Below are 19683 nucleotides of genomic sequence, written 5' to 3'. Positions count from 1 at the left end.
ACCCACCGAGGAGTTGGTGTTGATGTCGGTCGCCACGCTGCAACGGGATGTCCTGTCGGTGAACGCCGAGCTGCTGGAAGGGCTGATGGCGGCCCCCGAGACGGCGGTGAGCGGCGCTCCGCTGCCCTGCCCGAACGGGGCTGCCATCATCATCCTCGGGGCGAAGGAGCCGAAGGAGCCGAAGGAGCCGAAGGGCCGGTGATCGCCGAACGGCTGCGCGCCGCTTACGAGGCTTCGGCCGCGGATTTGGCGCGGGGTGCTCTCGGTGTCCTGCGGGGCGCCGGGGGCACCGCTGTTGTGGCGGATCATCTGGAGGCCGCGCAGGCCGGCCCGCCGATGGCCGCGGATGCCGGTGGGGTGGATGCCGGTGGCGTGGCTGCCGCGGTGAGCGCTGTGCGTGTGCTGGGGGCGGATGTGCTGGCTCCGTATGTGCTGGTCGACCAGAGGCTCCCGCCGGAGGAGTCGGCCGCCGTGTGCCTGTGCGTGTCGGCGTTGCCGCCGGTGCGGCAGTCACCGGCCGCGCCGCCCGGCGGGCCGGAAGCGCCGTGGATCAGGGCCTGGATCGACTGGGGGCTGGTCACTGTCCTGGCGGGCCTCGATCCCGCTGCGCGCCCGGCCGCCGCAGTGGTCCCGCAGCAACCGCCCCGCTGTGACGACAGCGCGCCGCGACACCGCACGGGCGGCGGGTCCGACGGCGATGGCGGGGAGGGGTGGGTGCCGTGGTCGTTGCGGATGGGGCAGCTGGCATCGCTGGCCCTGCCCGGTCTGGACAGCCCGGTCCACCACCTCGCACGGTGCGGTGTCCTGGCTTTGGCGCGGGGGGCGACCCGGGCGGTGTTGCGGGGTGACTTCGCCACGGCGGCCCGTATCACCCGCTGGCTGGCCTGGCTGGCCGCCGACGGTGTCCCGCTCCCGGTGAACGTGTCCTTGCTGGTGCGGGAAATCGCGCTGCGCGGCCATGACGGCGGCCGCTGCACCCTGGATCTGGCGATCGCCCGTCGCCTGCTGGGTGAGGAGGGCCCATGAGTACGGTCCTGGCGCCGCTCGCCCACGGCATCCGCTCACGCGCTCTGCACTGGCTGCACGCCCACCGCCGGCTGGGGGCGTTGGGGGAGGCGGGCATCGAGAAGGACCTGGACGCCTACAAAGCCCTGACGGAGACGGCCCTTGCCGCGGGTCTGGTCCTGCGGGACGGCACCGCCGGCAGCCGCGAGCGTGTCCTGGCCGGTGAGCTGCTGGAATTCAGCTGGGCTCAGCTGGGGCAGGGCACGCGTCTGTACGAGCGGCTGGTGCACCACCCCATGAAAACCGATCCGGTGGAGTGCTACTCCCACTTCGTCGACGCGGGTTACCGCCATACCGGCCTGGACCAGTTGATCTCCCACCTCGCGGCGGCGGGCGCCGCGCAGGCCGCCGAGCTTCTGCCCAACCGGCGGCTCGCCGTCGCCAACGCCCTGCGCGCCACTGGTTGTGGCCACACGGCCGCGGTCCCCGACTGGGAGACGCTGACCCGGGCCACCTGGCTCGGCCGCGTCCTGGAGCCCTGGCACATCGACTGGGAAACCGGCTACGACCTGACCCACACCGTCTTCCACCTCACCGATTGGGGACGCCGCCCGCACGCCCTGCCCGCCGACCTGGCCGCCTACCTCACACACTGGCTGCCGGTGTGGACCGACCTCTGGACAGAAGTCGGCGAGTGGGACCTGGTGGGCGAACTGCTGACGGTCGCCGGCTGTCTGCCCGACCCGCACACCGAGATCGACGACTGGCAGCGGCTGGCACGACTACAGCACCCCGACGGCCTGGTGCCCCGCGACAGCGACCCGGTCGACGACGATCCCGCCACCCGCTTCCAGGACCACCAGCACACCACCGTCGTGGCCGTCATCGCCGCATCCATCGCCCTCACCCGCGACCTGGAAACGCCCGCCGCCACCGGACCGGACAGCGGCCCGTGACGGCCCTCACCGAGACCGGCAGCCTGGCCGACGACGCCGAACGCCGACTCGCACCCGCCCTCGTGCGGCAGGCGACGCACCACCTGCTGTCCGCGGCACCGGGAGCCAGCACCATCGCCGTCGGGCTGCACCGAGAAGGCCGCCGTGCCACCGTCGTCCGGGGCGCCACCGCCCACCACGGCGGCGTGCCCGCGACCGCGGCGACCCGTTTCGAGATCGGCTCGGCCACCAAGACCTTCACCGCCCTGCTGCTCGCCGAACAGGCGGCGCGAGGCGAACTGAACCTCGACGACTCGCTGGCCCGCCACCTGCCCGCCGTCGCCACCGGGCCCGCGGCCAGGCACACCATCACCCTCACTCACCTGGCCACCCACACCTCCGCGCTGCCCGGCACCCCGCCCGGACTGCCCCGCCTCCTGCCCGCCCTGTGCGGGCCCCTGCTGCAAGCCCCTCTGCCTTCGCGAATGGCCGCCGCGTACGCCGCCTACACCCCCGACCACGCCCTGCGCGCACTGGGACGCACCCGCCTGCGAGCCCGGCCGGGCACGCGCGTGCGCTACTCCAACTACGCCGTCGGTCTGCTGGGACAGGCCCTGCCCGCGGCAGCCGGAGGCATCCCCTACCCCGACCTGCTCGACACCCGGGTACTGCGGCCCCTGGGCCTGCGGGAGACCGACTGCACCCCCACCGCGCCCTCAGGCACCACACAGGCCACCGGCTACTGGCACCACCGCGCCCAGCCCCCGCTGCGCATGCCCGCCCTCACGGCCTCCGGGGAACTCAGAAGCAGCACACGCGATCTGCTCACCGTCACCGAGGCCCTCATCGACCCCGCCTCAGCCACCGGCGTTCCCCCGAGCCTCCACACCGCCCTGCGGGACGTCCTGCGTCCCCGACTGCGCATCCCGCGCGGCACCACCCTGCTGGCACTGGTGTGGAACATCCGTCCCCGGCCCGACGGCTCACACCTGTACTTCCACACCGGCGGCACCTTCGGGTTCAGCACGTTCATCGGCTTCAATCCCCAACACCGCACAGCCCTCGTGGCGCTGGCCAACACCTCCGCCCACCGCCGCAACAACCTCGTGCAGCAGGCTTACAACACACTGATCGACCTGCACCGTTGAGCGCGGACTCCGCGCACACCACCCGAGTTCGGCCACGGAGCCGAGGGGGGCGGCCCACTGGGATGGACCGCCCCCTGGCACCGCGACGTGGCCTCTACGGGCCTACGAGCCGTCGTGGAGCGTGATGGCGGACGCCGGGCACACCGCGGCCGCCTCCCGGACGTCGGAGTGCTGGTCCGGGGAGGGCTCGGGGGTGAGGAGGACGACGATGCCGTCTTCGTCCCGCTGGTCGAACACCTCCGGTGCGAGCAGCACGCACTGCCCGGCACCGCAGCACTTGGCCTCGTCCACGCTGACCTTCATGGTCTTCCCTGTCCTTCCTTTCGTCACCACCGCACGGGCACCGTACGCAGACCGCCGACGAGGAGCCCCTCGACACGCTGCAACTCCTCGACGGGCACGGCCAGTCGGAGCGTCGGCAGCCTGCGCAGCAGCACTTCGAGGACGACCTGGAGTTCGGTGCGGGCCAGGGACTGGCCGAGACAGGCGTGCGGTCCGGCACCGAAGGTCATGTGGGGGTTCGGGGCGCGGGTGAGGTCCATCTCCGCCGCGTCGGCGAAGACCTGCTCGTCGCGGTTGGCGGCGGACAGAGCGCAGACGACGGTGGTGCCGCCCGGCAGCAGCTCGCCACCCACCTCCACGTCCTCCCCGAGGTAACGGCGCACCCCGAAGCCGAAGTTGGCGTCGAAACGCAGTACCTCGTCCACCGCGGTGCGCACCAGGGAGGGATCGTCCAGCAGCCGCTCCCAGCGGGTACGGTCGGCCAGCAGCATCGAGACCATCTTGCCGATCATGTTCGCGGTGGTCTCGTGCCCCGCGACCAGCAGTCCCATCCCGGTGCTCAGCAGCAGCTCGTCGGACAGGCCCTCGCCGCCCTCCGTGCCGTCCTTGATCAGGTTGCTGATCAGGTCGTCGCCGGGTTCGGCGCGCTTGGCCGCGATGAGCTCGGACATGTAGCGCGCGAACTCGCCGTACGACGCCTGCGCCTCCTCGGTCGAGTACCGGCTGACGTTCAGGAACGCGTCGGACCAGTAGGAGAAGCGGTCCCGGTCCTCGGCGGGCGCGCCCAGGAGGTCGCAGATGACGTACACCGGCAGTGGGAAGCCGACGGTCGCCTTGAGGTCGCCGGGCTGCCCCTGCTCCACCAGGTCGTCGACGAGGGACTCCACGATGGCCACCATGCCGGGGCGCAGCGCGGTCACGCGTTTGGCGGTGAGGTACTTGCCGACGTGCCGCCGCCACCGCAGGTGCTCCTCGCCCTGGGTGGCGATGGCGATCGAGGAGTCCCCGTTGGCGACCGGGCCGCCCGCGCCTTCGGGGGCGATCCTGGCGGCGCCCTCGTCCCTGTCGGTCGGGCGGGCGAAGCGGGGGTCGGACAGGAGGGCCTTGATGTCGTCGTAGCGGGTCAGGTACGCCGCCTTGTCCCCGCTGGGGAGTTCGACGGTGGCCACCGGGCACTTCCGGCGTAACTCCTGCCATTCGGCCGGTGCCTCCAGTGGCCCGTCGGTGGGCAGGGGCAGGCGCATGGCCGGTTCGTTCGGGCTCATCTGTCATCTCCTTGTGGGGGATCACTGGTCCGAGGACAGCGAATTGCACACTACACGCGCTGTGCATGATGCAACACTGGTGCATTCTGCACTCCTCAGGCATCGTGCAATCCCACGTAGGGTGTGGCCGTGCGGACCAGGCGGCGAAGGAGATGAAGGAGAACGGCGTGGAGGCCAGGGAGGCGGGGGAGCACATCGAGCGGGAGCTGATGATCCTGATGCGGCACCGGGAACTGTCGGTGCCCCGAGGCGCCCGCGACGGCGGCGCCCTGGACCGCAGCGCCTACGTCCTGCTCAGCAGACTCGAAGTCCAGGGGCCCATGTCCATCCCCGACTTCGTCGAGGCGTTCGGGCTCGCCCCGTCCACCTTCACCCGCCAGACCGCGCCCCTCCTGCGCGACGGCCTCGTGGAACGGATGCTCGACCCGGACGGCGGCGTGGCCCGCAAGTTCCGTATAACCGAGGAGGGCACGAAGCGCCTCTCCGCCCAACGCGAGGAAACCGTCACCAGACTGGCCGAGGTCCTGACGGACTGGCCCACCGAACGCCTGCGCCGCTTCGTCTCCGACCTGGAGCAGTTCAACACGGACATCGAACGCCTCGCGGGCCGCCCGTGGCCGCGCTCGGCGCGCTGAGCCCTCACGGCCGGCGTGGTGGAGGCAAGGCGTCGAGGGCGCTCCTGGGGACGACGTGGTCGAGGAGGTGCAGAGGGGCGGGGCGGACTCCGGTGAGGTCGGCGGCGTTCCAGTAGGCGAGGGCGCGGGGGAGGTCCACCAGGCCGTGGACCAGTGGTGGTGCGGTGTGGTTCCCGTGGGTCGGCGACGGGCGGGCCGGGTCGGTCATGTGGGCGTGGAGCAGGGACTCCAGGCGGCATGAGGCGAGGGTGCCGGGCAGGTGGTGGCGCCCGACGGGTTCCGGGCCCGCGCCGGTTGTGCGGGCGAGGGAGCGGAGATCCTCCGGCACGTGCGTCTCGGTGGTGTCGAGCGCGAGCAGCCCGCCTCCGACCACGAGGACGTCCTGCTCGTTGCGCATACGGGCGAGGGCGCGCCCGGTGTCGAAACAGTGCGGGAAGGAGTCGTCGACGACGATCGTGCCGGGCCGCAGCCGGTCGGGGTCCAGCAGGGTCGTCGGGCCGCTGACCGCGGTGACGAGGACGTCCGCCTGGTACACCTCGGCGGGCAGGTCCTGGTCCTGGCCGGATTCGACGACCTGTATGCGCATCGTGGGGTACTCGGCGGACAGGTCCGCGGCCAGGCGGTTGAGCCGTGGGGCGCTGCCCGGCAGGTCGCACAGGAGCAGCCGGGCCGGCGGGCGGGGGCCGCGGGCCAGCAGCAGGCGGAGGGACGAGGTGCCGATCGACCCGCAGCCGACGACGGCGAGGGTGAGTTCGGACAGGTCCCGGCCGGTCGCGTCGAGTGCGGCGTGCACGGTCTTGACCACGGCGACGGTGGTCGTCGCGTGCCCGGTGGTGAGCGCCGTCGTCGTCGCGGCGGTTTCCCGCAGGACGTCGTAGCCGTAGCCGGTCAGGGACGGGATCAGGCCGGCGAGCGACACGCACCGGGCTCCGAGCGACGCGGCGAGTTCGACGCCGCAAGCGGTGCGGGCGGCCAGGCCGCCGCCGGGGGTCAGTTCGTCGGCGAACACCGGGAGCGAGACGAAACCCGACCTGCCGAGGGGCGTGGTGACCGCTTCCAGGAGCCTGGCCCGCCCGTCCGGGAAGAGCAGGGCGCGCAGGTGTTCCCGCCCGGGTGCCGCCTGCGGGGGCAGGCCGGCGAAGGCGGCCAGCTGGTGGGGGGTGGGCAGGTAGCCGACCAGGGCTGCGTCGAGGTGGGGAACGGCTTGGGTGGTGTGGGTGGTCCTGGGGCTTTGCGCGGTGTGCAGTTGGTGGCGTATCTCCCCTGCGAACGCGATGAGTTCGGTGTCGGTGAGGGCCGCCGCCGACGCCCGGACGGTGACGCGCATGCCCTGGCCGTCCGCCGTCGGCCGCACGGCCAGGAACACGTCCGTGCCCATCGGGGGCGGGGCCAGCGCGGTGTCGGTGTCGGTGTCGTCGGTGTGCAGGGTCAGGGTGGTGTCCGGTGGCGTGCCGAGGGAGGTGAAGTCGAGGAAGGTGAAGAAGAACTGGGCGGTACGTGGCAACCCCCGGTCCGTACGCAGGTCCAGGGGCCCGGCGGTACGGGCCGCGACCGCCTCGGCGGCGATCCTCCGCAGGTCCTCGCCGAACGAGGGGGGAGTGGGCGGAGCGGGCGGTGTGGGCGGTGTGAGTGGCTCGCCTGGTCCGGACGGGCGCACCGCCACCGCCTCCGCGAATGGGCCGAAGACGCGGTGTGCGTCCCGCGTGCTCTCCTCGCGGCCGGTGACTGCCAGGCCGAGCACCAGGTCGCGGCGGGCGGTGAGTGCGGCGAGGGCGCGGTAGTACGCGGTGAGGAAGGGGGCGTGCGGCGTGGTGCCGGCGTTCCGCGCGAGGTGGCGCAGTGCCTGTGTGCGGGTGCTGTCGAGGGTGAAGCCCGTGGTGTGGAAGCCGGGGGTGGTGGTGCTGTCGGGGTGGGCCGCGCGGAGCGCGGGTGGGGTGTAGGGGGCGTGGTGGCGGGTGGCGTAGTCCACAGCCTGTGGATGGGTGGGCGTCTGCGGGGCTGGTGTCTGCGGGTCTGGGGCCTGCGGGTCTGGTGCCTGTGCGCGGGCCGTGAGGTGGGCGACGTGGTCGCGGAAGGTGGAGCGCAGTGGTTCGAGGCCGTGGGGCAGGCCTCGCTCGAACCGGTCGTACACGGTGAGGAGTTCGCGGGCGAGCAGGGCGGCGCTGTAGCCGTCGCCGATGAGGTGGTGGGCGTGGACGAGGAGGACGTGCTCCTCGGCGGAGACAGTGAACAGGCGCAGGCGCAGCAGTGGCCACGCCCACGGTTCGAAGCGGCGTCGTGCCTCCTCGGCGACCCGCTCCTCCAGCGCGTCCGGGTGGGCCAGGGTCTCCGTCTCGACGGGCAGGCGCAGCGAGGCGGGCAGTTCCTGTTGTACGGGTGGGCGGTTACCGGCGGGGAAGACGGTGCGGAGCATGGGGTGCCGGGCCACCAGGACGTCGACGGAGCGCTGGAAGAGGCCGTGGTCCAAGGGGCCGGTGAGGCGGAAGCGGGCCAGCCAGGCGGAGCCCCCGCCGGGCGCGAGGGGGTCGGCGAGGTTGTCGGAGAGGGCGTCGGCGAGGAGGAAGCCCCGTTGGGACGGGGTGAGGGGGTAGGGGGGTGGGACGGTGTCGGTGGCCGGGGGGACCGTTTCCGGTTGTTGGGTGGTCTCGCCCTCGGTGCCGGTGCCGGTGCCGGTGCTGGTGCCGGTGGCGGTGGCGGCGTCGACGGCCGCTGCCAGGGTGGTCAGGGTGCGGTGCGTGTAGACGGTGGTCGGACGCGGCAGGGCGGGGCGGGCGGTGCGCAGGCGGGCGAACAGCTCCAGCACCGTCATGGAGTCGCCGCCGAGCGTGAAGAAGTCGTCCTCCCGGAAGACCTCCGGCACCTCCAGCACCTCGCACCACACGCCCGCGACCAGGCGTTCGGTGGGGGTCGCGGGCGGGGTCCCGCGCCGGGGTGCGGGGCCCGGGCAGGCCGTCCCGGTCGTGTCGTCCGGCCGCGCCAGCCGGTTGCGGTCGATCTTGCCCGTGCCGGTCAGCGGGAGCGCCGGGACGGAGTGGACGCGGGCGGGCACCATGTACGGGGGCAGGGTGCGGGACAGGAAGGTGCGTACCTCGCGGGCGTCGGGCTCGTGCGCGCCGGTCCGGGGCTCGACGTACGCCACGAGACGCCCGTCCCGCAGCAGTACGGCCGTGCGGGCCACGCCCGGGTGGGTGAGCAGGGCGGCCTCGATCTCGCCGAGCTCCACCCGGTGGCCGCGGACCTTGACCTGGTCGTCCAGTCGCCCCAGGAACTCCAGCACGCCGTCGGTCCCGCGACGGACGCGGTCGCCGCTGCGGTACCAACGGCGGCCGTCCCGCTCGGTGAAGGCCGCCGCGGTGAGTTCGGGGTCGCCCAGGTAGCCGGGGGTCAGGCCGGTTCCGGTGATGAGGAGTTCACCGGCCTCCCCCGGGCCGCAGGGGCGGCCGTCCTCGTCGACGACGGCCAGTTCGGTTCCGGTGATCGGCCGGCCGATGGGCAGATGCCGTACGTCGTCGGTGGGGCGGGTGGTGATGATGTGGCAGGTGGCGTTGATGGTGGCTTCGGTGGGGCCGTAGAGGTTGGAGATCCGGTGACCGGAGCCAGGGCTGGCAGTGCTCTCCAACAGGTCGAACCAGCGGCGTACGTGGGCGGCGGGCAGTGCCTCGCCGCCCACGTGGACCCAGCGCAGCGCGGACAGGTCCGGGTCCGGGCCGCCTTCCCTGACACGGTTCTCGGCCGCGGTCAGCAGCCCCTCCCACAGTGTCGGCACCGAACTCCACACCGTGATCCGGTTCTCCACGACACGGTCGAGGAGTGCCTCGGGGTCGCGGAGAATGTCGCGGCTGAGGGTGTGCACCGTCGCGCCCGCGAGCAGCGGGGCCAGCACCTGGCGTACGGAGGCGTCGAAGCAGACCGACGCCGTCTGCACCAGCCGGTCGTCCGGGCCGTAGCCGAAGGTGGAGAGCGCCCAGTCGAGGTAGGCGGTCATGGACCGGTGTGTGACCGGGACGGCCTTGGGGCGGCCCGTCGAGCCGGACGTGAAGATCACGTACGCGACGGAGTCGGGATGGGCGGTGGGTTGCTCATACGGCACGGGCACGGGCACAGGGGCAGGTGTGGGCGGGGCCGGTGACGAGGCGTCGGTGACGACCAGCGTGACGTCGCCCGGCAGGGCGGCCGCAGCGGCACGGGTCGTCGCGTCGCACACCAGCACACGGACCCCCGTACGGCTCACCTGGTCCCGGTGCCGGGCGGCGGGATGGGTGGCGTCCAGCGGCACCCAGCCGGCGCCCGACCGCAGGATGCCGACGACGCCGGTGACGGTGTCCGCGCCCGGTTCGGTGAGCAGTCCGACCAGGTCGCCGGGCCGTACGCCGTGGGCGCGCAGCCGGGCCGCGAGGGCGGCGGAGGCCTCGTCGAGGGCCGCGTAGGTGAGGGTGGCGCGTCCGGTGTCGACGGCGACGGCCTCGGGCGTGGCACGCAGCCGTGCGCACAGCCGGTCCACGATGCCGCCGTCGCCGCCTTCCTCCGCCGTCACCTCCGCCGTCACCTCCACCGTCCCTGCCGAATCCCGTGCCGCTGCCGGGGGTTCCGCGACGGCGGCGCGCAGTTCGTCGACGTACGCGTCCGCGAGGCGGCGCACGGTCTCGGGGCGGAACAGGCGGGCGGGGTGGTTCCACGACAGGCGCAGGCTCGCGTCGGCCTCCCAGCACAGCAGTCCGAGCCGGGTGGCGGCGGTGGCGGTGGCCGCGGCCGTCGGCGTCACGGTGACCGGCCAGTCGGCGCCGTGGACCACGGGGAAGCGGGCGAAGCTGAACCCCGCCTCGGCGGCCGTGCGCGGCGCCGGGCCGGGGCCTCGGCGGGCGGCGGGCAGCAGCCGCGCGATGTCCGTACTGCTCACGGTGGCGTGGGCCTCGGCCTCGCGCCAGATCCGCCGCAGCCGTTCGGCCAGTACGGTCACGGGTTCGTCGGGGTCGACGGTCACGAACACCGGCAGGGTGTCGGCCAGCGGACCCACCAGACGGTCGATGCCGGGCAGCGGCAGTTCGCGGCGGGACCGCGCCACATTGACGGCGACGGCCCGCTGTCCGCTCCACCGCGCAAGGCAACGCCCGTACACCGCCAGCAGCAGATGGAACAGGGACACACCGTGCCGGGCGGCGACCTCGCGGAGCGCGGCCGTCAGGGTCTCGTCGACGACGGTGCGGTGGTGGGTGAGCGGCGGGGCGGGAGGCGCCTCGGGATCACCGTCGTACGGCAGCGCGGGGAACCCCGAAGCGGCCGTGTGTGCGGCGAGCCGGTCGCGCCAGTACTCCTGGTCCCGTGCGTGCGCGGGGGACTGCCGCTCGGCGGCGACGGCCGCCGCGTAGTCGGCGAACCGCGCGTGCGGGGGCGGGAGTCGGGGTGCGCTGTCGTCGTCCCGGGCGAGCGCGGTGTAGAGCGCCCAGAGTTCCTCGCCGAGCACTTTGAGGCTGAAGCCGTCAGCGGCGGCGTGGTGGACGACCAGGAGCAGATGGGAGAGGTGCGGGTGCTCGCGTACGAGGACGGCTCGTACGGGGTCCTCGGAGGTCAGGTCGAACGGGCGGTTGCACAGGGCCTGTTCGAGCTCGTCCAGCTGATGCGTGGCCGGTTCCCTCACCTCGTACCAGTGAGGGGCGACGTCGGCGGGCGCGGCGGGTACCGCGTACTGGCCTGGCCGGGTGTCGCCGTCCTGGGTGATCCGCAGGCGCAGCATGGGGTGGCGGGCGGCGAGGCGGGCCAGGGCCCGGCCGAGGAGCGCGCTGTCGAGGGGACCGCTGACGCTCTGGCGGACATAGCCGTAGGCGGTGACGCCCTCGTGGAGCGTCTCGGTGGTGTGGAAGGCGCGTTGCAGCGGGGTGAGGGGGCCGGGGAGGCCGTCGTCCGCCGGGGGCTCGTACGGGGGCTCGTATCCGGAGGCGGCCGGGGTCGGCTGGGGCCGGGTGGCCAGGTGGGCGGCCAGTTCGCCGAGCGTGCGGTACTCGAACAGCAGCGTGGCCGGCAGCGTCCGGCCGAGCTTCCTCTCCAGACGGCGCGCGAGGTCCACGGCGGTGAGGGAGTCCAGCCCGAGCGCGAGGAACTGCTCGTCGTCGCCGATGTCCTCCGGGGCGCGGTGCAGCGCCTCGGCCAGCAGGTGGCGTACGAGGTCGGCTACGGGCGTCGCGTCCTGGCCGGGCCCGGGGGTGCGGCGGATGCGGTCGCGCTCAAGGGCTCCGACGGGCCCTGCGGCTGGTACGGGTCCGGCCGCCGTGCCCGTCGGGTCCGCCGTGCCCGTCACCAGTACGTGGGCCGCGTCCACGTCGATCGCCGCGTACAGACCCGCCAGCGCGGCGCGCGCGGTCATGGGCGCGAGCCCCCGGACCCGCACACCGCTCGCCAGTCCCGTGTCGGCGACGGGGCCGAAACCGATCGCCTGCCACGGCCGGCCCGCCGCCCGCTCGGCGGCGGCGAAGGCGTCGAGGAAGGCGCCCGCGGCCGCGTAGTCGCCGAGTGCGCCGGCCATGCCGGGCAGGACGGACGAGACGGAGGAGAAGGCGACGCACACGGCGTCGTCGTGGCCGTGGCGGCGCAGCGCCCCGGCGAGCAGCGCGGTGCCGCGTACCTTCGCGGCGAGAACGTCCTCGATCTCCGCGTCCGGCTTGCCGCGCAGGCTGCCGGGGCGGGCCGTACCCGCGGCATGGAAGACCCCGTCCAGGGGCGGCAGACCGGCGACGAGTGCGTCGACGGCGACCTCGTCGCAGACGTCGACCGCGTGGTAGCGGGCCCGTGCGCCCCGCGCCCGCAGCTCGGCGAGAAGGTCCCGGGGCGGTGTGGCGGTGCGCCCGGTGAGGACGAGGTCCGGCGTGCCCCGCTCCGCGAGATCGCGGGCGAGCGCGGACCCGAGCCCTCCGGCGCCCCCGGTGATCAGGTACGTGCCGTCCGGAGGCAACGCCCTCGCGGTCGTGCCGCCCGCGCCGGCGCTCACGGCGACGGGTGTACGGGTCAGCCGGCGGCCCGCCCGCCAGGCGACCGTACCCCCGGCACCGGGTACGTCCTGGGCGTACAGCTCGCGTTCGAGTGCGTCGAGCCGGGAGTCGAGCGTGTCCCGTGCGGAGAGGTCGATGCTCCGGGAGGACAGGCCCGGGTGTTCGGCGGGCAGGGCGAGGGTGAAGCCGTGCAGCAGTGCGTGTCCGGGGCGGGACCGTTCCGGTGTCGGCGGGACGCCGGTGGTGTGGACGTCCTCGGTGACCAGCAGCAGCCGGGCGGTACCCGTGCCGAGCAGGGGCAGCACCTCGCGCAGCCCGGCGATGGCCGAGCGTGTCACGGGGTCCGTGGCGGCACCGGCGAGCCACACCACGGTGTCCGGGGCGGTCGGGCCGGACGCGTCGTGCTGCCCCAGCACGGTCACTCCGCGCCGGGCGAGCCGGTCGGCGAGGGCCTGCCCGAGTTCGCGCTCGCTGTCGGCACCGGCCAGCCGTACGGCACGGGGGCCGGGGGCGGCGGTGAGCGGGGCGTCGCTCCAGACGAGGCGTTGCGGTATCGGCGGTACCAGCGGTATCGGGGTGCGGTTGGCAGCCGGTACCGCGCCGGGCTGCCGCCCCGGCCAGTGGCGGTCGCGCTGGAACGGGTACGTGGGCACGGGCACCCGCCGCCGCCCCGCACCCACGGTGGTCGGAGCCATCGGGGACAGGGCCGTCCCCCTCGTCCACAGCCGCCCCACCGTCTCCAGCAACGCCTCCGCACCGGACCCCTGTCCGCCGCCCAGCGCGGGCAGGACCGCCACCTCGGAGGCGGCCGTGGCGTGCCGTGAGGCGGCGGCGACCGCGCGGACAGGGCCGCGGAGGGAGTCACCGGAGCCGAGTTCGACGAACGTGTCGTAGCCCTCGTCGAGCAGTCGGGCGACGGCGGCGCCGAACCGCACCGGCCGGATCGCGTGCTCGTGCCAGTACCGCGGTGTCAGCCCGGGGCCCCACTGGCCGGTGACGGTGCTCAGCATCGGTGTGCCCGCCGGGTGGAGCGTCAGGGCCTTGGCCGCGTTCCGCAGGGGGTCGAGGACGGGTTCCAGCATCGGCGAGTGGAAGGCGTGCGAGACGTGGAGGCGGCGCGCGGCCACACCACGGGCCGTCAGTTCGGCCACGGCCCGGTCGACGGCGTCCTCCTCGCCCGCCAGCACCACCTGCGCGGGTGAGTTGACGGCGGCCAGGCACAGCGTCCCGTCGGACGCGGCGATCACGGCGGCGACGGTGTCCTCGTCACCCCGGACGGCCGCCATGGCCCCCGGCGCGGCGAGGTCGCCCACCAGGCGCCCTCGTTCGGCGGCGAACCCCACCGCCTCGGCCAGGGTCAGCGTGCCGGAGACGCACGCGGCGGTGATCTCGCCGACGCTGTGCCCCAGAACCGCGTCGGCCCGCACCCCCCATGCGGCCAGTTGCCGGGCCAGGCCCACGCCGAACGCGACCAGCAGCGGCTGGGTCACCTCCGTCCTGGCCTGCACGGCGGGGTCGGCGTCCTCGTCCAGGCACCAGGCGGCCAGGGAGCGGCCGAGCACCGGCCCGGTCAGCGAGGACGCCTCGTCCAGCACCTCGCGGAACACCGGAGCCGACCGGTAGAGGGCACGGCCCTGGCCGGGGCGGAGCGCGCCCTGGCCCGGCAGCAGAAAGACGGTACGCGGCCGGGGACGTGCGACGGCGCCCTCGTCACGGGCGGCGTCGAGGCGGTCCGCGAGGTCCGCGAGGTCCGCGAGGCCCGCCATGCCGCCGTCGGCGACCAGGGCGAGACGGTACGGGCCCTCGTCGCGGGCGGTGTTGACGGTGGCGCAGACGTCGCCCTCGTCCAGTTCGGGGTGGGCCCGCAGATGGGCGGCCAGGTCCGTGGCGGCGGCGCGCAGGGCGGCGGGGGTGCGGGCCGACAGCGTCAGCAGGTGCGGGCCGAGGGCGGTGACGGAGGACGGCTCGTGCGGAGGCGGCGAACTGGGGCGGCTGGGTGCCTCCTCCAGGACGGCGTGCGCGTTGGTGCCGCCGAAGCCGAAGGCGTTCACGCCCGCCACCAGCGGGCGGCCCTCGTCGTGCCACTCCTGGTGCTCGGTGACGAGCGCGAACCCGGGCGCGAGGCGTTCGAGGAACGGTGCGGGCGGGGTGCCGTGCGGGGAGGGCGGCAGCTGCCGGTGGGTCAGCGCGAGGACGACCTTGAGCAGGGCGGGCATACCGGCGGCGTTGAGCAGATGCCCCAGGTTCGCCTTGACCGAGCCCAGCCCCCGCACCGTCCCGTCGGCACGCGGCGGGAAGGCGTGCCCGAGTGACTGCGCCTCCACGGGGTCGCCGACGGGGGTGCCGGTGCCGTGCGCCTCGACGTAGGAGACGGCGGCCGGGTCGACGCCGCACTCGCGGTAGGCGCGGGTCAGGACCTCGCGCTGGCCGTGCGGGTTGGGGGCGAGCAGGCTCAGCGAGCGCCCGTCATTGTTCACCGCCGTACCGCGCACGAGCGCGAGCACCGGATCGCCGGAGTCCAGGGCGTCGTCGAGGCGGGCGAGGACGAGGGCGGCGCCGCCCTCTCCGGGGACGAACCCGTCGGCGTCGGCGCCGAACGCACGGCACCGGCCGGTCGGGGACAGCGCACCCGTCGCTTCGAGCAGCCGGTGGCCGGTCGGCGTCAGGCCCAGGTTGACGCCGCCGACCACGGCGAGGTCGCACTCGCCGGACAGCAGGCTCTGGCGGGCCAGGTGCAGGGCGACCAGGGCCGAGGAGCACGCCGTGTCGACGGCGAGAGCCGGACCGTTCAGGTCCAGTACCTGCGAGAGGCGGGCGGCGAGCAGACTGGGCAGGTTGCCGGTGAGCGCGGCGGGGTGGCGGGCGAGGTCGCCGTCCGCGGCCTCGGCCAGGACCTCGCGGTAGCCGCTCTCACCGGCGGCCGCGAACACACCGATCCTGCGGCCGGTGCGCCGGGGGCCGGCGTACCCGGCGCGTTCCAGCGCCTCGTGGGCCAGTTCGAGGAAGATCCGCGCCTGTGGGTCGGTCGCGCGTGCCTCCGTGTCGTCCATGCCGAAGAAGGCGGCGTCGAAGGCGGCCGGGCCCGGGTCCGCGTCGGCGAGGAAGGAGCCGAAGCGGGCGGACGGCGAGGGGGCTCCTGTCCAGCGGTCCTCGGGTATGTCACCGACGGTGTCGCCTCCGGAGACGAGGAGTTCCCAGAACGCCTCGGGCGTCCCGGCACCGGGGAAACGGCAGGCGGTCGCGAGCACGGCGACCGCGCCGCCGGGTGCGCTGTCACCGGCGCCGCCCGCATCCGCATCCGCATCCGCATCCGCATCCGCATCCGCATCCGTATGCGTATCCGTCGTATCCGCTGTGTCCGCAAGCAGACCGACCACATGCCCGGCCAGCGCCGCCACGGTGTCGTGGTCCCGCAGGACACGAGGCTCCACGGTGACGGAGAAGGTGTCCTCCAGCCCGGCCAGCACGGCCATCGCCCTGAGCGAGGAACCGCCCAGGTCGAAGAACCGATCGTGCAACCCGACTTCCGCCTCGGGCCGCTCCAGGACACGCGCCCAGACCCTCCGTACCGACTCCCGCACCTCACGCAGCGACCGAGGCGAGGGCGCCGCTCCCGGAGCCGTTGCCGTTGCCGGAGCCGGAGCCGGAGTCGGAGCGTCGGCCCAGCGGGCCTCGACGGCGGCGTACGCACCGGACTCCAAGCGCGTACGCATGACGGCCCGGCGCAGCTTCCCGCTGGTGGTACGGGGAAACGCCCCCGGCGGCAGCGGCAGCACCCGCACGTCGTCGTGCCCGAGTGCCTCCCGCAGCCGGGCCGCGGCGGCCCGCAGGACCGGCCCGGCCGTGCCCAGCGGCGGCCGCGCCCACTGCACGAACGCGACGACCCGTTCGCTCCCGCTGTCCGGGTCGGTGGACCCCACCACGGCCACCGCACCCGGGGGCAGCCCCGGCGTCGCGGTGACGGCCTCCTCCAGGTCCGGTGCGTGGAACGTACGGCCGTTGACGAAGACCACGTCCTTGTGGCGCCCGGTCACGCACAGCCGTCCGGCCCGCAGGAACCCGAGATCCCCGGTGCGCAGCCAGCCGTCCCCGGTGAACGTGGCGGCGCTCGCCTCGGGCGCCCGGTGGTAGCCGCGCCCCACCTGAGGCCCGCGTACCTCCACGTGCCCCACACGCAGGTCGCCCAGCGCAGCGCCGGAACCACCGGAACCATCGGTGATGCGGACCTCGCAGCCCGCCACGGGACGGCCGACGTCCATCAACTCCACGGCGTGCGGCCCTGGTCCGGTCTCGACGGCACGGCCCTTGCTGAGCGCGGCGCGGTCCAGTACGAGCGGTTCGGCGATCTCCCCCAGGGGCGGGACGGTCACGGCGAGTGTGGCCTCGGCCAGTCCGTACACCGGCAGCGGGGCGCGGGCGTCCAGGCCCGCCGGGGCCGTACGGGCCGTGAACTCCCGCCAGACGCGCGGCGCGATGGGCTCGGCGCCGACGAGCATCAGCCGTACGCAGCTCAGGTCGAGACCGGCCAGGGCGGCGGGCGGCACCCGTCGCACGGCGAGGGCGAGGGCGAAGTTGGCCGCCGAGAGGACGGTCGCGCGGTGCCGTGCCACGGCCTCGAACCACAGGGCGGGACGCTTGGCGAAGGACAGCGGCTCCAGCCGCACCTGCTTCAGACGGGCCGCCATGGGCACCAGATGCGTGCCGATCAGGCCCATGTCGTGGAAGTACGGCATCCAGGTCGCGGTCACGTCGTCGCCGGTCAGCGCGGTCGCGGTCCGTATCTGGCGGAGGTTGGCGAGGACGCCCGCGTGGGTCAGCTCCACGCCTTTGGGGGCGCCGGTGCTTCCCGAGGAGAACTGGAGGAACGCGACGTCCCGGGGCGCGGGCCGCGGCAGTCGCCGGGGCGGACGGCCCTCGCGGAGTTCGTCCAGGGGCAACGCCCGTACCGTGCCCTGGATTTCTCCGGCCAGGGGCGCGGTCGCCCCGTCCACGACCACGGGCGGCCTGCCGAGGAGGTCCCACACCGGTGTTACCCGGTGCGCCTCGGGGGCGAGCGGCACGGGGACGGCGCCCGCCGCCAGCGCGCCCCAGAACATCGGCTGGAAGTCCTCTCCCCGGTCGGCGACCAGGGGCAGCGGGGTTCCCGGCGCCACACCCGCGGCGACCAGCCCGCCCGCGACGCGCAGTGCCTCGTCCCGGAGCCCGGCGAAGGTGACGGTGCGCTCGCTGCCGTCCCCCCGGACGTGGACGACGGTCTGACCTGGGGCTTCGCGCGCCGCGTCGAGCAGCACCTCCAGCAGTGCCGTCGCGCCGTTCGAACCCTCGCTTGTGCTGATCACTGTTCGAACCTACAAGTTCGCCCGGTGTCAGCAGGTGCCAACGGTGTCAGCGGTCTCGCGGGAATGGGCTGATCCCGGCGGGCGTCGAGTCTCTGTTCTCTGTTGGTAACGTGAAATGGTGAAATATAGCCCATATGGTGCAACTCCGACAGTGTCCGGAGGGTGATGCCATGGCTTCTCACCGCCGCACCACATCGTCCAGTGGCACCGGAGAGCTGCTGCACACGCTCGGGGATCTCACCGGACGGATACTGGAGCGGATCAAGTTCCAGCAGGCCCGCGTCGAGCTCGCCGCCGCGCTGCAGCGCCAGGTCCTCGCAGCCGAGCTGCCGGTGCTGGCCGGCCTCCAGGTGGCGGGGCGGTACGCGCCCGCGCGGGCCGGGCTGGACATCGGCGGTGACTGGTACGACGGGTTCCTCATGCCGGACGGCTCCGTGGGGTTCGCGATCGGGGACGTACAGGGCCACGACGTGGAGGCCGCCGCTCTCATGGGGCAGGTGCGCACCTGTCTGCGCGCCGTCGCGACCGCTACCACGGACCCGGCGGAAGTGCTCGGGCGCACCAACGACCTGCTCGTCGCCATGAACTCCGGGCTGTTCGTGACCTGCTCGTTCCTGCGCTTCGACCCGGTCACCCGCGAGCTCGCCGACGCCCGCGCCGGGCACGTACCCGCCGTCTGGGCCACGGCCGACGGCCACTGTGACATCGTCCTGAACGACGGCGGTCTGCCCCTGGGCATCGTCGCCGGCGAGCGGTACCCGTCGACCCGGCGGCTGCTGACCGACGTGGGCGCGTACGTGCTGTTCACCGACGGTGTGGTGGAGGGCCCCGGCTACCCCATCGAGGAAGGGCTCGCGCAGGTGGCGGAGCTGGCCCTCGGCGCCTGTGCCAGCGACCCGGAGGCGCTGGCCGCACGGGTGATCAAGGTGGCGGACCTCACCGGCCACAGCGACGACGCGGCGGTCCTCGTCCTGCGGTACGGAGGGCTCCGGCAGCAGCGGGAGGGCGCGGTGTGAGCGGCGACCGGGCGCGCCCACAGAGGCCGCGGCAGGACCGGGCACGCCGGGAGCGGCTGCGGCGGTACGGCGCCGTGGGCCTGCGGATGGCTGCCGTGCTGGCCGCCTACTACGTCTGCGCCAGGATCGGGCTCCGGCAGGAACTGGTGCGGGGGCAGGTCACGCCGTTCTGGCCGCCCACCGGGATCGCGCTCGTCGCCCTGATGCTGTGGGGCCTGCGCATGTGGCCGGCCATCGCTCTCGGGGCGTTCCTGGTGAACGTGGCGCTCGGGCCGTGGATCGTCCCCGTGCTCCTCATCGCGGCCGGCAACACGATCGGCCCCGTCTGCGCCTACCTCCTCCTGCGGCGGGTGGGCTTCCGGACCGAACTCGACCGGCTGCGGGACGCCCTGGCGCTGGTCTTCCTCGGTGCCCTGGGCGGGATGGTGATCAGCGCGACGATCGGTGCCGGCGTTCTGGTGGCCTTCGGGGCGCTGTCGTCCGGCGCGTTCTGGCCCACCTGGTCGGTGTGGTGGACGGGCGACGCCATGGGGGTCCTGGTCATCGCCCCGCTGCTGCTGGTCGCACGCCACGCCAGATGGCCACGCGGCGTCCCCGTGCTCCGCTGGGCCGAGGCCGTGGCCCTGCTGGGCGGCACGGCGGCGGTCACCGTGGTGGCCACCCGTACCTCGGACAACCTTCTCTTCATCGTCATCCCCTTCGTGATCTGGGCGGCGTTCCGCTTCCAGCTGGCCGGCGCCGCGCCCTGTGTGCTGATCTCCTCCGCGATCGCCATCTACGCGGGGTCCGTCGGGTCGGGACCGTTCGCCGGTCACGACCTCCTCGCGAAGATGGTCATCCTCCAGGCCTTCAACGGCACCGTGTCCCTGACGGCCCTGCTGCTCTCGGCGATCGTCGCCGAACGGAACAACACCTCCCGGGAGATCGAGCAGGTCTGCGAGCGCCTGAGGGAAGCGTTGTCCCGGCTGGCACCGGACGAGAGGTTCGATCTGCCGTACGGGCCGCCGGAGCAGTGGCCGACGCCCCGGCCGGACGGACGCGATCAGCGCGGGCAGCGCCGCCGCTGAGGTGCGCCGGA

10 protein-coding genes are annotated in these 19683 nt (G+C 74.0%); 7 read left to right on the top strand and 3 right to left on the bottom strand.

Annotated features, from left to right (window positions below; genetic code table 11):
* The first annotated feature begins 22 nt into the window (after window positions 1-22).
* Genes IE262_RS31400 through IE262_RS31385 form a run of 4 tightly spaced genes read left to right on the top strand, consistent with a single transcriptional unit; the run spans window position 23 to window position 3088 of the window.
* Window positions 23-202 (top strand): hypothetical protein, encoded by a 180-nt coding sequence (locus tag IE262_RS31400; protein ID WP_189878466.1) that lies wholly within the window; start codon window positions 23-25, stop codon window positions 200-202.
* Window positions 199-1026 (top strand): hypothetical protein, encoded by an 828-nt coding sequence (locus IE262_RS31395; protein WP_189878464.1) that lies wholly within the window; start codon window positions 199-201, stop codon window positions 1024-1026. Before IE262_RS31400 ends, IE262_RS31395 begins: the two co-directional genes overlap by 4 nt.
* Complete coding sequence (locus IE262_RS31390) at window positions 1023-1961, top strand: DUF6895 family protein (RefSeq protein WP_189878462.1); 939 nt, start codon at window positions 1023-1025, stop codon at window positions 1959-1961. The genes IE262_RS31395 and IE262_RS31390 overlap by 4 nt, the downstream gene beginning before the upstream one ends.
* Window positions 1958-3088: a serine hydrolase domain-containing protein gene (locus IE262_RS31385; protein WP_189878460.1), complete on the top strand. Its 1131-nt coding sequence runs from the start codon at window positions 1958-1960 to the stop codon at window positions 3086-3088. Before IE262_RS31390 ends, IE262_RS31385 begins: the two co-directional genes overlap by 4 nt.
* Window positions 3089-3190: 102 nt before the next feature.
* On the opposite strand, the gene IE262_RS31380 is transcribed toward IE262_RS31385, so the two are convergent.
* Both IE262_RS31380 and IE262_RS31375 read right to left on the bottom strand, forming a co-directional pair.
* Window positions 3191-3391 carry a ferredoxin gene (locus IE262_RS31380; RefSeq protein WP_134038570.1) on the bottom strand — a complete coding sequence of 67 codons (201 nt, stop codon included), beginning with the start codon at window positions 3389-3391 and terminating at the stop codon, window positions 3191-3193.
* 23 nt (window positions 3392-3414) lie between these two features.
* Window positions 3415-4635 (bottom strand): cytochrome P450, encoded by a 1221-nt coding sequence (locus IE262_RS31375; protein ID WP_189878458.1) that lies wholly within the window; start codon window positions 4633-4635, stop codon window positions 3415-3417.
* Between the two features lie 152 nt (window positions 4636-4787).
* Between IE262_RS31375 and IE262_RS31370 the strand changes: the two genes are divergently transcribed.
* Complete coding sequence (locus IE262_RS31370) at window positions 4788-5270, top strand: MarR family winged helix-turn-helix transcriptional regulator (RefSeq protein WP_373305191.1); 483 nt, start codon at window positions 4788-4790, stop codon at window positions 5268-5270.
* A 4-nt stretch (window positions 5271-5274) separates the two neighbouring features.
* Here IE262_RS31370 and IE262_RS31365 read toward each other — a convergent pair whose 3' ends face one another.
* Entirely contained in the window at window positions 5275-17589 is a 12315-nt protein-coding gene (locus tag IE262_RS31365) for a non-ribosomal peptide synthetase/type I polyketide synthase (protein ID WP_229877635.1), read from the bottom strand.
* A gap of 170 nt (window positions 17590-17759) precedes the next feature.
* Here IE262_RS31365 and IE262_RS31360 point away from each other — a divergent pair, with 170 nt between their 5' ends.
* Window positions 17760-18605 carry a PP2C family protein-serine/threonine phosphatase gene (locus tag IE262_RS31360; protein WP_189878456.1) on the top strand — a complete coding sequence of 282 codons (846 nt, stop codon included), beginning with the start codon at window positions 17760-17762 and terminating at the stop codon, window positions 18603-18605.
* Window positions 18606-18691: 86 nt separating this feature from the next.
* On the top strand, window positions 18692-19672 hold the full coding sequence (locus IE262_RS31355) for an MASE1 domain-containing protein (protein WP_189878598.1): 981 nt from the start codon (window positions 18692-18694) through the stop codon (window positions 19670-19672).
* The last annotated feature ends 11 nt before the right edge of the window (window positions 19673-19683 follow it).

The sequence above is a fragment of the Streptomyces bluensis genome (assembly GCF_014650715.1).
GTDB classification, from domain to species: Bacteria; Actinomycetota; Actinomycetes; order Streptomycetales; family Streptomycetaceae; genus Streptomyces; species Streptomyces bluensis.
This window is presented reverse-complemented; position numbering and strand designations above follow the sequence as displayed.

Bases quoted from the DNA above. Each gene is read 5' to 3' on its own strand.
- IE262_RS31355 (WP_189878598.1), top strand. From the start codon at position 18,692: ATGGCTGCCGTGCTGGCCGCCTACTACGTCTGCGCCAGGATCGGGCTC.
- IE262_RS31400 (WP_189878466.1), top strand. From the start codon at position 23: ATGTCGGTCGCCACGCTGCAACGGGATGTCCTGTCGGTGAACGCCGAG.
- IE262_RS31380 (WP_134038570.1), bottom strand. From the start codon at position 3,391: ATGAAGGTCAGCGTGGACGAGGCCAAGTGCTGCGGTGCCGGGCAGTGC.
- IE262_RS31360 (WP_189878456.1), top strand. From the start codon at position 17,760: ATGGCTTCTCACCGCCGCACCACATCGTCCAGTGGCACCGGAGAGCTG.
- IE262_RS31370 (WP_373305191.1), top strand. From the start codon at position 4,788: ATGAAGGAGAACGGCGTGGAGGCCAGGGAGGCGGGGGAGCACATCGAG.
- IE262_RS31375 (WP_189878458.1), bottom strand. From the start codon at position 4,635: ATGAGCCCGAACGAACCGGCCATGCGCCTGCCCCTGCCCACCGACGGG.
- IE262_RS31390 (WP_189878462.1), top strand. From the start codon at position 1,023: ATGAGTACGGTCCTGGCGCCGCTCGCCCACGGCATCCGCTCACGCGCT.